Raw genomic sequence first — 12,903 nt, forward strand, 5'->3', positions numbered from 1 at the left:
CATGCCCTCATCCTATTGAAGCAGGGCCAAATCTTTCACCGTCCTTCTTGCCTCACGCGCGCCAGTGATCTCGGATGTCACGGATACGAAGAGCGTCGTGCACAAAGTGATTCCAAGCCAAAGACCTTGCAAAGCCGCATAGGTACCGAGCGAGAATTCATGACGGCACGACCAGGCCAAAACGCCAGAAATGCCTAAAAATGCAAAGCCTAGAATAGTCTCCGGTAACGCATTCGCGACGCCTTTAGCTATGGATCCCTTGTGCGGAAATTTAGGCGTTCGGCGCCAACGCATCCGCCTGCCGGTTAGGGCGACCAACGTGGCCTGGACCTTCGTGAATTGGAGGGCCGATGCGACCGCGATACTGAAGAGAAAATCGATGATTGACACACTGCCCATAGCTCGAACCGAGATCAGGCGTTCGCCAAAGAGCCACAATCGGTAAGCGGACCATAACACGAGAAGGCCAATCGGCAGGGGGAAGCTGCTTCCTTGCGTTTCAAGATAGTACGCAATTCCCAACCATAGGGATACGCCGAAAGGGCGGATGGCGATCACGACATAATTAAGGTGATTGCGGAGCACCAAGATCAACTTTGTAATGTCCCGACCGCGAGACTCGAGCCCGCGCATGAAGTAATATTTGCGATAGGCGACAAGTTGCTCGATAGGCCCGGCCGACCAGCGGAATATCTGCTTTTTGACATCGCCGAAATTGCCGGGAAGAAGACCTCGGCCGACTGTATCGGCCACCGCAAAACCCCGATACCCAAGGGCCGAAAGCCTGATTGCTATCTCGGAGTCCTCCGTGAGGCACCAGTCCGCCCATCCGCCCGCGCGTTCAACCGCCTTCCGGTCGAGCAGAACCATTGTGCCCACTGGAAATACGACGTCAGCTTCGTTCAATCCAGCCATGGAAAGCTTGTGAAAACGGGTGTACTCATAATAACATCCTCTCAAAAAGATGTTATTGTCCCATGACATGTAATCATGACTAGCCTGCACGAACGCAACATCGTCTTTCAAAAGCGGTATAAGCACAGAGAATATGTCAGATTGGGCGACATAATCAGCATCAACCAAGCATAATATAGTTGATCTCTTGTCGAGATGGCGGTGAGCAAAATTTAGAGCGCCAGCCTTCGCTCCATCCAAAGGGTCTATATGAAAAAAACGGAATTTATCTCCCAGATGTTTGCAGGCATGTTCTACAGGTTTCCATAGCATCTGATCCTTCGTATTATTATCCACGACAATAACTTCGTATTTGCTATATTTAACGTTGGCGAGTGCATTTATGGTGCGGATAACGACTTCGGGCGGCTCGGAATAGCATGGGACGATGATAGAAACGAATGGCTCATTGTTCGACCGATGAGCCAAAGCGCGTTTCAAACGCCTAAAATGTAGGTTCAAACCCGGATTTTCTATAAGTGGTGCGAAGAAAAAGTGTCCCGAAACCAAGAGCAGCAAGAGAGAGATGATGATTAAGCTAACCCATTCGGGGCCTGTTACCGGATCGGCCGATATCATGTGGTCGATCATTGTCGACACGCTCAGGCCGCTGATGAATAAATATATATATCCTTGCACGCGCAGAGAAAGGTTCAATGACCATGCGAACAGCGCTGCGATCATAATTCCAACGGCAAGAAGGGCGGGGAAATCGCTCCAATTGTCCCACGCCGCATCGGTCGGTAGCACAAAAGCAGCGATTGTCGCGGCGGCGCCTATTGCGGCCCCGAGCACGCGAAACCGCACGGTCGAGAGCCGAACAGAGGAAAGGGCCAATATCATGGCCGACAAGAAAATGAGTGAATCGGATATGTCAGGCATGGCCGGGCCTCGTTAAAATTGCCTTTGGCACGACCGTGGCTTTCTGGCACGACACAGTCGCGCAAAAATCATCAACGGCCTTGAGAACGGCTGGCCATTCTTCGATATAATCATCGGCTACCATGGCACCGCCATTTCGGACCAGATTCCAGTACATCGTTAGATCATCATAAACCGAGCGATAATCATGGGCCGCATCGATATGGATAACATCGGCGGAAACGCCCAGCTGGCCCAATATCGTTGCCGCGTTCGTCGATGTCTGCCGCAAGGGAATAACGTAGTCCTGCAATCCGCTATGAACCACGTTGCTGAGGAACTGCCAATATAGGCGAGGCGAACCCCTATGGAAAATCAGGTCCGTGCGGAAATCGCCATGGGGTCCTGGCAACCAATGTTCCGGGCTCCCTAGGAACGTGTCGATAGCGATGACGAATCCAGGTGTGCCCGCGTCCCGCATACGCTGCGCCATGGCGATAGTTGAACCGCCTTTCCATACCCCTACATCAAACGCGATCATCGGACGGGTTGTTTCCGAGAGGATGTCGAACGCCTTACAATCGCTGTTCCATCCCTGAAGGTCGACATCGAACTCTGGCACGAAACCATCGAAAATATCGCCGACCCCAAGTAAATTCCTCATCTTCGCGACTGACATATCCATTCCTTACAATACAGAGCAAATAGGTAAGTGGGTCTTCAGACGTGGGAGCGGTATTCATCCGGGTAGGGACAAAGCAGAGTGCGCAGTTCGCGATGATTCTGAACGATCAGGGGTGCGCCAGCTTCCCTCAAAAGTTGTCCGTGGCCAGAACCGCAATGCGATCCCCCGATGAAACCGATCGGCAGCATGCCTGCCGCGTTGGCAGCCTCGATCCCGGCAACGCTGTCCTCCACGACTATCGTGGTAGCCGTGGGACACCCCATTTCTCGGGCCGCGAACAGAAAAAGATCGGGAGCAGGCTTGCCTCGGGACACCATTGAGGCGGAGTAGACATGCGGCCCGAAAAAACGATCAAGCTTGGTTGCCGCTAAGCTCATTTCCAGCCGGTTCGGGGCACTGCTGGAGGCGACGCAGGATGCGACATTGATGTCTTCGAGCAGCTTCTCGACATCCTGGACAGGGCTCAGACGATTAATCCTCCGTATAAAATTTTCGTTCAGGCGATCGGCAAAATCTGGCGGCAGCATGATGCCCAGGCGACTTTCGACGCTGCGGCGCATCGTCTCGACGGACATGCCCAGAAATTGAGTTTGCACATCAACTGCGGATATCCGGCATCCCGAAAGGGTGAGCAGATCGGCCGTAACCGCGCAACTGGTCGGCTCACTGTCCACCAGCACTCCATCACAGTCGAAAATAACGAGGCTTGGTTTGTCGAAACCGAGACTGACAAGAGATTCGCTCAAGGAAGAGTCAGGTATGGTCGTTCGCATCACGCGATATCCGTGATCGGACGCCCAAGGGAGGCTTGGAAATCGAGCAGCAAGCCCCCTTTGTTTTCAATCGGTTTCATATCGTCGTTGATGGATGAAAGCAGGGAAACATCACGGCGGGTTCCGCCGTTTCTAAGAAACGCGTCCATTGGTATGCCCATCTTGAAATAGGAATCGCGTGCGAAGGACGTGGGGCTTGACCACATCTTCCGCAGTATCCGCGAGGTAAAATCTGGTTGACGCGATAGTTGGGTTGCCGTTCGGTTTAGAAGCAATTTCAGCAGCGGCCGGAGACGGTCCGTAAACCGTGGAGAGATCATGATGCCAATCTCCTTCACCAGATTATGGAGATATACTGTACCTTTCGACGTACGCGCGTAATAGTGCAGATCATTCCACCCATTTCGAGCAGCTATTAGCGCGAATGCCAAGTGCAGGCAGTTAACAGTCCAAAGTTTCATGCACCATAACATTTCAGTATTATTGACGAATCGCGTTCTTACGGCCGTCGCTGACGAAAGAATGGATTCCAATTCGGGCGAGGGGCCTTTTTGAATTAGCCAGGTTGCATGATCCGAGGCGGTCACGACGGTCCGATCCTCGACGATCTCGATTTTCGTACAAGTCCGATCGATGACACATGGCAGAAACACGGCCGGAAGCGGACGACCAAGTCGCCGCTGCTCGGCAAGTTCGGGAGACAGTTGCTCGACGCGCGTCCTAAGCCAGAGAGATGTGATGGTATTTTCACATGCAACTATATAGATAGGAGCCGTAATGCCTGTACGCATCCGCTCGACGAGTGCTACCGCTAGGGCATTGGCAACGCGCTCATCCTGAAGGCCATCGCCGATTGATGTGGTCAACAATCTTGCATCAGGACGCTTTATGGCCGACGTAAAATCCGGATGCGGGGCTCCCTGTGCATCATAAAGCTGGACTAAGTTGTCGGCGGCGTAGTCGAAATCGCCAGATGGTGTGTGGACCCGCACCATTCCCGTTCGTGCTATATGGTCTGACAAGGCGACAGATTTCGTCCCAATTATAGATGATCGAACAAATAGCGATGTCCGCATATTAGCCGAGGCGACCGCTGGAACTACCAAACCCAATCCCAATCGACTGGTGCCGCCGATATGAATATGATTTATCAATCAGACGATCTCCAAAGGCGGTAGCTCAAAAACGAACTCGTTGTTGAACTCATCGGCTCCATTAAAGAGCAGCGATTAGCATGACCTTCAGAAATCCCAATTCCTATCTGCCATTATTTGAGAAATATGCCATTATGTCTAGCAACTCAGCCTCAGACAGCGGGCGTCTTTCAATAATTTTTAGTTGAACTGTGCGCGAGGCACGTTGAAGCGTCATGGTTTCTTGCCTGTAATGAGCGCGCAGAGTCAATTCAAAATTATTTCGTTAAGTAACAGTGTCTTGCGATTCGTCCGACGAGCAGTTGATCCGAGGCAGCGATCAGCCACGCTGCTGTGGCGATGATTTGCTCGAAGTGTTTGGCGAGGCGGCGGTTGCGGTGGGGCCGGGCGAGCGTGCGCTTGACAGCAAGCCCGCCGTCGCGGTGCTGTCGGCGGTTATAGGCAATATGGTGAGACCCGGCTGACGAACCCGCCAGCGTTCTGCTGGACCGCATCCAGGCAGAGCGCGCCGCCGCAAAAGTGCGGCCGGAGAAAGACGGCGTGAAATGGGTATTCCACAACATTATGGCCCAGAGGCTCCCGGCCATTGCCAGAAATCACGTAATTACATGACTCTGAAAATCAAGAAACAGTGTCGCGGAAGATGGTGCGTGCAACCACCTGGGCTTTCGGTCCATTCGACCCCCCGGTCAACTGAACTATAGGCATTGTTGCATTCTGCGTCAGGATGAACTTTTCCGCATCATGCTGTCCACGGCAGATTATTTCTTTGAGAAATACAGAAATCGGTGATTATTAGGTTGCCATCGAAAGGATGGCGACGGTGCGACGAGTGTTATCGAACAGGTTCTTGGAGACGGCGAAGGCAGGCGTGAAGCGGGTCGATATCCGTGATGCGAGTTTCCCCGGCTTTGGCGTGAGGATCACGACACGGGGACGAAAGACCTTCGTCTACAACTATCGCTGGGGCCTCGAACAGCGCCGCGAAGTCCTCGGCACCTTCCCCGCAACGCCACTGGCGAAGGCCCGCGAGAAGGCGATGGATATCCTGCGGCTGATCGAGGAGGGCGTTGACCCGACCCAACAGCGCCGACGGCCGATCACCAGCGTTGACGAGGCGGTCGCGGATTTCATTCGCAGCTATGCCAAGCCCCGCAACAAGAGCTGGCGCGAGGCCGAACGCATCCTGAACCGCGAACTGGTCACCGTCCTTGGCCAGCGTGATATCCGGTCGATCACGAAGACCGACATATTGGGGATTGTCGATGCCGCCAGCGAACGCGGCGCGCTCTATCAGGCGAACCGCATCCTTGCCCATACGCGCAAGTTCCTCAACTGGAGCGCTCAGAGGAACATGATCGATGCCAATCCGATCCTCGGCATCAGCGCACCAAGCCGCGAGCGTGCCCGCGATCGGGTCTTGTCGGATGATGAGATCGCGCGCATCGTGAAGGCATCGAAGGCGGAACCGTTTCCTTTCGGCCCGTTCGTTCTGCTCCTGCTTGCCACCGCACAACGACGCGGCGAACTTGCGGAAATGCGCTGGAGCCACATCGATCGCGAGACGGCGATCTGGGAGATGCCGGCTGAATATTCGAAGAACGGCAAGGCGAACACGGTGCCGCTGACGCCCTTCGCCATGCGCGGGCTCGAAGCGGTGCCGATGTTCGATGGGTGCGACCTTGTGTTCAGTACCAACCGCCGCACGCCCGTCAGCGGCTTTTCGAAGATGCTGCGGCGCATTTCGGAAGCGTCAGGCACATCGGACTGGCGGCTGCATGATCTTCGCCGCACGGCGGCCTCTGGCATGGCGCGGGCGGGCGTTGCGCCGCACATCGTCGAGAAGGTGCTGAACCACATCAGCGGCGAAATTTCCGGGGTGGCTGCGGTGTATAACCGCTATGGCTATACGGATGAGAAGCGCGCGGCGCTGGAGAAATGGGGGAGCTTTCTCGATGGCCTCGACTAACGAACGACCCGACGACGCGTTGACCGTTCGCGAGGCGATGAATCGCATCGGTCTGATGATGTTTGCCGATCAGTGGCCCGGGAAGGAATATCTCGACCACTGGCGGCTGGGCCTGAATCCGTGGCCAACAACCAAGCTTCGCGGCATGGAGGCGGTTCGCGAGTTGCTCAAGCTCGTGTGGGACGAACGTGTGATCGTCGAGGTCGAGATAGAGCCGGAAAAATATGAACCGCCGCCAGCATCCCAATGGCCGCACCGAATATACCGACAACGTCCGCATGATCCGGGGACGGCCGACGCGGGTGCAGGATGCCACCGAGTTCATCGACGCGGCGGAGAAGGCATTTGTGCGGACCGCCCCGGCCATCGACCGGCGCATGGCGGAGCTGCGTGGCTGACCGCGACACGCTGGCCAAGCGCGTCGCCGCCGCGCTGGACCATCCCGCCCGGTATGTCAGGGTCCATCCCGCGCCATCGAATATGTATTCAGCCTGTGATTGCTTTGCGGCGCTCAAATGCCTTGATCAATCGATCGGTTGGGGCGGGGGAGGTGTCGACTGCCTGCAAGAATGCCTCAGTGTCTCGCCGGTCAAGCTTCATGCATTCGCGGCTCGTTTCGCGCGACTGCGGTTGATCGGGTGAATCGATGGCCACCATAGTTTCCTTCGCAGCCAATCGGTTGGTCGAGCAAATACCATATCGATTGAGGCGGCCTCTGTCAGGAGAATCTCGTTGCTGTCACAGCGCGGCCGCCGTTGGTAACGCTTGGATGACTATCGGAAAGCGCAAGTCACGAAGTCGTTACCAGGCGTGGGGAGGATATGGCATGGCAGGAATTCCTACCGCCTTTATCGTTTCAATTCCGCATCTGCGGTGTCGAGCTGCCGAATCCGGTCCCTTGCGCTTGCCACTACGGATGCATGGATCGCTTCGGGGAAATGGGCGGGAAGCTGGTGCGCTACGTCGCTGAATGCACGGTCGAAACTTGCTCTGATCTCGTCGATGGCCTGTCCGATGAGTTGAATTGAAAGCCCCGCAGCACGACCGGTTTCGACGAAATGTCGTCCGTGGATGTCGAAGATCCGATAGCGGTGAGAGTTGCCGATCGCCATCGCTAGCTTGAATTGGTTACGGCGGATTTTATGGGTGTCGAGGCTGGGTTGGGCCGTCAGTATGTCGTATAGCGGCGTCAGCCGATAACGGCTGCGCGGTGCCAGGAAGATGCTGAAGTTCTTCGCATGGCCGTCGGTCGCACCGATCAACCAGAACAGAATTTGCGCCTTGAAAAAGGCCAGTTGGTCCGTTTGCGAATTGTCGCTGCCCATCAACAGCTTCGCGATCGAGGCGATCCCGGGGCCACCCTCATTCTCATATTTGTTGGTGGGAGCGACCGAAAGAGCCTGACAGCTATCCTCCTGCGGTAGCCGCAGCAGCCGGCCGTCATTGGTCCAGCGCCGATCAAACCGGGTGATGACGAGAACCTTGCTGTCGCCAAATGTCGCAATCTCGGCCTCGTTTGTCAGAAGGCCGAACGCACCGATGAGCTTCAGGCAGTAGAATTCATTCTCTACGCTGTTCGATAGGTCGATGCCATTCGGCAGTGTGCCGATTTGCGGTTTCAGAATATGCGTTGTCGGGGTCGTGCCGTGAGGACGCAGCCATTTGCCCTCATGGCGAAGCAGCGCCGTCTTCTCCTGTGCGCCTGCAATCGAGATGCGGAAATCGTCATCATCACCGAGGCCAAGTGGCGCGCGGGCCAAGTTCGAGATCATGGCCGCAATCTCGTCCTCACCTATCGGCGTTCCTTCTACCTTCGTTGCGGGCGGCGGAATGTCGTCAACGGGCATGAACTGGAGTGCGCCCACACAATCGCGACCGATCTTGCTCAAGAGGCTGAAGGCGTCGGTTCCCTTCGCGCCCACACGTTCGGCGACCCGCGTTCGGATCGGTCTGGAGTCCGGCAGGAGGTTCTCGAATACCGCCGCAACCGGGTCGCCTAGATAGCGGCTCTTCCGAAGCGGCAAGGAGAGTGAAACGGGAATGGCATGCTCCCATTCCAGCCAGCTATCGTCATAGGTAAAGTCGATCGCACCGCTCGATTGCCGGGTCAGGCGACCGACATGACGATTGTTCAGGAAGACATTGAGCGGCGTGCGAACGCTTCGGCGCGCCATCAAAAGATATCCTCAATGTCCTGGGATGAACCTTTTGAACGCGAGGCGACCGTCAGTTCAAGGTCAAGCGCTGCGAGCAGAGCGCAGATGGTCTCGACCTTGGTCGCGTCATGGCCGTTTTCGATCTGTGAAATGGTAGCTTGGCGGAGCCCTGCCTTGGCCGCGACTTGTGATTGGCTGAGGCCAATATGTGTGCGATGACGCCGCAGAGCGTTGCCGAGCTGCTTGGGTGTTCGAGCAATCTGGGCCATGACATTCTCCATGTCCCGCATATACGCTAACTCGGATAATTGTGCAATATACGAAATGGCGTATATTTTCAGTATATACGCTCAACCGTATATTGCCTCGACACGTAATCACGTGAGACTGAAAAACCGGAATCAGCGTCGCGCCATCTGGTTCGAATATCGACGCGGAGCCTCGGTCCAAAGCACCCCCCGGTCACGGGCGGCATGGTCAGATCGCATCGCACTGCACTTTCCCGACGCAGGCCGTTCGGAGACTGGGAATTTCTTTGAGATTGGGTGATTTCCATGATTATTGAAGTGTCATTCGAAAGGATGACATATGCCGGTAAAGGCCCTGACCAACAAGACGCTCGAAGCTCTGAAACCGAATGCGAAGCGCTATGAGGTCCATGACCTCTTATGCCCCGGCATGAGCGTTCGGGTTTCGGCGCAGGGGCAAAAGGTCTTCTCCGTCAAGTTTCGATATGGCCTTAACCAGAAGCGCATGAAGCTCGGCGTCTATCCCCGCATTACGTTGGCCACAGCGCGCGAGAAGGCGATGGATATCTTGCGGCAGGTCGATGAAGGCATCGATCCGACCAAGCGCCGCCGCACGCCCAATATGAAGGTCGAAGCCGTATGCGGCGAATTCATCCGCCTTCACGCGCAGGCCCGCAACAAAAGCTGGCGCGAGGCCGAGCGCATCTTGGAACGGGAGTTGGTCGGAACCTTCGGGCAGCGCGATATTCGTGAGATCAAACGGTTCGATGTGCTGGAAATCATGGACGCCACCGTCGCGCGCGGATCGACCTATCAGGCCAACCGCATCCTTTCGAACATCCGTAAGCTGTTCAATTGGTGTGTGGAGCGCGGGATTGTCGAGACCAGCCCAATCACCGGATTGAAGGCACCGACCAAGGAGGAATCTCGCGACCGGGTGTTGGAGGATGACGAAATCGTCCGGCTGCTGCGCGCGTGCCGTAATGATGTCTATCCCTTTCGCCAGTTCGTGCCGATCCTGCTGGCGACCGCGCAGCGCCGGGGAGAGCTGGCCGAAATGCGCTGGAGCGAGGTTGATCTTGACGCCAAGCAGTGGGTCATTCCCGCCGATCGATCCAAGAACGGCAAGCCGCATGTCGTGCCGCTCAGCCCCTATGCACTCGACGCCTTGAACGAGGTGCCGCGCTTTCTCGACTGCGATTATGTGTTCAGCCATGACGACATTCTGCATACGGACCGCTGGAATCCATACGCGGAAATGCTCGCCACCCTGAACGATCAGGAGCGCGGGGAACTGCGCCAGACGGCGGTAGCCAGCATGTGCGAACTGATGCGCGATTGCGACGACTTCGAGGTTCGCGCCGAAGCCTACGACATTCTCACTCAACTGAAGGTGATACGACGATGACTGATACGAACGAGTCCCTGAAGGCCGCTGACCCCGGTTCGCATCCCAAGGCAGAGAAGTATGGAATGCCCATCGAATATGCCGACCGGATCGTGCAGCGGCACTTCGGCGTGACGGACGATAACGCCGCACTCGCAGGCGGACACATCGCCGCTGACATTGAGGTGAGCAAGGCGCTCGCCAAGAAGAGCTAATCGCGCATGTCGCTCCGCACCCTTCAACGGCGTGTCGCCAAGATTGAGAAGGGTCGGAAGCCACGACCATCGCCATTCGTGATCCTCTGCGGCTCGTTCGAGGAGTTCGCGGACGCTACTTATGCCGAGGTCGTGGCGGGCACGCTTGACCGCCAGTTTCTGTATATCCTCGATCACCTGGGCGCTGGCGTATAGCCGCTGACGGTGCCTGCCGGTGCCAGCGTAGGGGTTGCGTGGGGCTTGGTTGCCTTCACCCACGCCGAGGATCAGCGGACGGTCCCTCGTTAATCGAACATCCGCAGCAGCGGGGATAGGCGACACTCCTTCCGTCCTGACGTTGCCGGCACCCTGCGCCTTCGGGCGCGGGGTGCTGCTTTGAAGCTCGTCAACCGCCGACGCCGACGTTACGATGGTGTCATGTGGACCGCCCTCATATCCGCCCTCGCTGCAATAATTGCATCTGCCGGTGCAATCTATCTGACCAAGCAGAAGGAACGCGAAGCAGAATGGCGCTCAAAGAAGCTCGCATACTATGAGGAGTTCTTCGGCGCAGCCAGCGGCATCGTTGGCGACACTGCACCGCCAGGCGCAAAGATCAGGTTTGCAACGGCAGTGAACAACCTTCATCTGATCGCCTCCGGCGCAGTTATCAAAGCTCTGCACGCATTCACCGACGAGATTGCCGAGTCGAACGCTGCTACCTTCACCAAGGATCGGCATGACGAACTCTGGTCACGGCTTGTGTGGGAGATTCGTGCAGACCTTGACGACCCGCCGACAAAGCAGCCTTCTGCATTTCAAGCGCGGCTCTGGGCGTCTGGCGTAGGACGCAACGTGCCGTAGTGGTGCGCTCTTACACTGCTCTTATACGGCGCTCGGGGCAGCTTGTAAGACCTATCCCCGAAGGGAGTAAGTGGCTGTAAATGCTAGAAAATTTGGTGGACGCACTAGGGCTCGAACCTAGGACCCGCTGATTAAGAGCGCGGCTTAAGCTCTTGATATACCTAATCAAATCTCTTCATTTTGACCCATATTCGCCGGAAATCAGCGGGTCCGAGGTCTTCAGATCGATTCACGCTCTCGCAGGTCCATTCATGCAAATGGAGGCGTCTGATACCCGTGTGGGACCCACAGGGTAGACATGCATTTGATTGAGACTTTGATTTCTGGAAAATGTCGCGCGGCACTTGGTGCGACGCTGGACGGCGGAGTTCGGTCTAAACGACCCGCCGGTCATTACCGTTCATAACGGGTGGGATGTCGCGTGTCAGGCAAAATCCTGATGTGTCGATGCTATCGACATATCGATTGAATGTGTCGATTTTTTCGATAAACATCGACACATGAAGTTTGACCCAGCTACGCCGCATAATCAGTTGCCGCTACTTCCGCCGAAGGATGCGCTTGAGACAGCGGCGGTGTTGAAAGCGTGCATCGGCGCGCGCGCTGCCTTAGCCGACCTGAAGGCAATCGGCCACATCATCCCTAACCAATCGATCCTGATCAATTCGATTCCGCTGCTGGAAGCGCAAGCCAGTTCGGAAATCGAGAACATCGTCACGACGGGCGACCGCCTTTTTCAATTTGCGAACACGCCATCGGGAACGGGCGTGGATGCAGCCACGAAAGAGACGCTCCGGTATCGCACGGCTCTCGCCAATGGCTTTGCAAGCCTAAACGAGCGGCCACTGACGACACGCACGGCTGTCGAGATATGCAGCGCGATCAAGGGCGTCGATATGGACATTCGGGTTACGCCGGGGACCACATTGGCGAACGATCGCACCGGGGAAATCATCTTCACGCCGCCGACAGGGGAGCGGCTGCTCCGGGACTTGCTCGCCAACTGGGAACGCTACATCCACGACCACGGGGACGTTGACCCGTTAATCGCGCTTGCCGTCCAGCATTATCAGTTCGAAGCGATCCATCCGTTCACCGATGGTAACGGGCGCACGGGAAGGGTGTTGAACCTGCTCTTTCTTGTGCAGCACGGCCTGCTCGACATTCCCGTCCTGTATCTGAGCCGGGCGATTATCCGGGCGAAGAATGATTATTACCGGCTGCTGCTCGATGTAACGGCAAAGGGCGAATGGGAGCCTTGGCTGCTCTTCGTGATTGAGGCTGTTCGGAACACGGCAGACTGGACGGGCCGCAAGGTCAGAGCGATCCGCGCGCTTCTGGATGAGACCGCACAGGCGATGCGGGACAAAGCGCCGCGCATCTACAGCAGGGAACTGGCCGAACTGATATTCTCGCAGCCCTATTGCCGCATCGGTAATGTGGTTGATGCTGGATTGGCTAAGCGTCAGGCCGCGTCAACATACCTCAAAACGCTGGCATTGATCGGATTGCTCGAAGAGCGAAAAGCCGGACGGGAAGCCCTGTTCGTCAATCCGGCGCTTTTGACGCTCCTAATGCGTGACGACGGCTGACTCTAGGCGTCCATAGGACGGGGCGTTAATAACGATCACGTGACTAGCGGGCCGACTAAGTAACGA

General features: G+C 56.3%; 14 protein-coding genes. 7 read left to right on the plus strand and 7 right to left on the minus strand.

All coding sequences use genetic code 11. The features are described from left to right. Positions 1–12 precede the first annotated feature (12 nt). The 4 genes from HNQ99_RS08745 to HNQ99_RS08760 are packed head-to-tail and all read right to left on the minus strand — an operon-like array spanning position 13 to position 4,268. Positions 13–1,836 carry a glycosyltransferase gene (locus tag HNQ99_RS08745; protein ID WP_184475279.1) on the minus strand — a complete coding sequence of 608 codons (1,824 nt, stop codon included), beginning with the start codon at positions 1,834–1,836 and terminating at the stop codon, positions 13–15. Beyond that, positions 1,829–2,494, minus strand: a complete 666-nt coding sequence (locus HNQ99_RS08750; RefSeq protein WP_184475280.1) for a class I SAM-dependent methyltransferase — start codon at positions 2,492–2,494, stop codon at positions 1,829–1,831. The genes HNQ99_RS08745 and HNQ99_RS08750 overlap by 8 nt, the downstream gene beginning before the upstream one ends. A gap of 41 nt (positions 2,495–2,535) precedes the next feature. Beyond that, positions 2,536–3,273, minus strand: coding sequence for an HAD family hydrolase (locus tag HNQ99_RS08755; RefSeq protein WP_184475281.1), 738 nt, complete (start codon positions 3,271–3,273; stop codon positions 2,536–2,538). After that, positions 3,273–4,268, minus strand: coding sequence for a mannitol dehydrogenase family protein (locus HNQ99_RS08760; RefSeq protein ID WP_184475282.1), 996 nt, complete (start codon positions 4,266–4,268; stop codon positions 3,273–3,275). The genes HNQ99_RS08755 and HNQ99_RS08760 overlap by 1 nt, the downstream gene beginning before the upstream one ends. 1,009 nt (positions 4,269–5,277) lie before the next feature. Here HNQ99_RS08760 and HNQ99_RS08770 point away from each other — a divergent pair. Beyond that, the gene (locus HNQ99_RS08770) at positions 5,278–6,396 is read left to right on the plus strand and encodes a tyrosine-type recombinase/integrase (protein ID WP_184475283.1); all 1,119 of its coding nucleotides are present in this window, start codon (positions 5,278–5,280) and stop codon (positions 6,394–6,396) included. Positions 6,397–6,620: 224 nt separating this feature from the next. Further along, positions 6,621–6,794, plus strand: coding sequence for a hypothetical protein (locus HNQ99_RS08775; protein WP_184475284.1), 174 nt, complete (start codon positions 6,621–6,623; stop codon positions 6,792–6,794). Positions 6,795–6,882: 88 nt separating this feature from the next. Here the strand turns inward: HNQ99_RS08775 and HNQ99_RS16960 are convergent, their stop codons facing one another. From HNQ99_RS16960 to HNQ99_RS08790, 3 genes are all read right to left on the minus strand, one after another. Next, complete coding sequence (locus tag HNQ99_RS16960) at positions 6,883–7,053, minus strand: type II toxin -antitoxin system TacA 1-like antitoxin (protein ID WP_407692311.1); 171 nt, start codon at positions 7,051–7,053, stop codon at positions 6,883–6,885. Positions 7,054–7,244: 191 nt separating this feature from the next. Then, a complete protein-coding gene (locus HNQ99_RS08785; RefSeq protein WP_184475286.1) occupies positions 7,245–8,570 on the minus strand; it encodes a type II toxin-antitoxin system HipA family toxin in 1,326 nt (441 codons plus the stop codon). After that, on the minus strand, positions 8,570–8,842 hold the full coding sequence (locus tag HNQ99_RS08790) for a helix-turn-helix domain-containing protein (RefSeq protein WP_407692312.1): 273 nt from the start codon (positions 8,840–8,842) through the stop codon (positions 8,570–8,572). Before HNQ99_RS08790 ends, HNQ99_RS08785 begins: the two co-directional genes overlap by 1 nt. A 298-nt stretch (positions 8,843–9,140) precedes the next feature. On the opposite strand from HNQ99_RS08790, the gene HNQ99_RS08795 reads away from it, so the two are divergent. The 5 genes from HNQ99_RS08795 (at position 9,141) to fic (ending at position 12,837) form a co-directional block, all read left to right on the plus strand. Next, positions 9,141–10,208, plus strand: coding sequence for a tyrosine-type recombinase/integrase (locus HNQ99_RS08795; RefSeq protein ID WP_184475288.1), 1,068 nt, complete (start codon positions 9,141–9,143; stop codon positions 10,206–10,208). Beyond that, the gene (locus tag HNQ99_RS08800; RefSeq protein WP_184475289.1) at positions 10,205–10,402 is read left to right on the plus strand and encodes a hypothetical protein; all 198 of its coding nucleotides are present in this window, start codon (positions 10,205–10,207) and stop codon (positions 10,400–10,402) included. The genes HNQ99_RS08795 and HNQ99_RS08800 overlap by 4 nt, the downstream gene beginning before the upstream one ends. A gap of 6 nt (positions 10,403–10,408) precedes the next feature. After that, positions 10,409–10,597: a hypothetical protein gene (locus HNQ99_RS08805; RefSeq protein ID WP_184475290.1), complete on the plus strand. Its 189-nt coding sequence runs from the start codon at positions 10,409–10,411 to the stop codon at positions 10,595–10,597. A gap of 222 nt (positions 10,598–10,819) precedes the next feature. Next, positions 10,820–11,245 carry a hypothetical protein gene (locus HNQ99_RS08810; protein ID WP_184475291.1) on the plus strand — a complete coding sequence of 142 codons (426 nt, stop codon included), beginning with the start codon at positions 10,820–10,822 and terminating at the stop codon, positions 11,243–11,245. Positions 11,246–11,745: 500 nt separating this feature from the next. Continuing rightward, the gene (gene fic, locus HNQ99_RS08815) at positions 11,746–12,837 is read left to right on the plus strand and encodes a protein adenylyltransferase Fic (RefSeq protein WP_184475292.1); all 1,092 of its coding nucleotides are present in this window, start codon (positions 11,746–11,748) and stop codon (positions 12,835–12,837) included. Positions 12,838–12,903 lie beyond the last annotated feature (66 nt).

The sequence above is a fragment of the Rhizorhapis suberifaciens genome (assembly GCF_014200045.1).
GTDB classification, from domain to species: domain Bacteria; phylum Pseudomonadota; class Alphaproteobacteria; order Sphingomonadales; family Sphingomonadaceae; genus Rhizorhapis; species Rhizorhapis suberifaciens.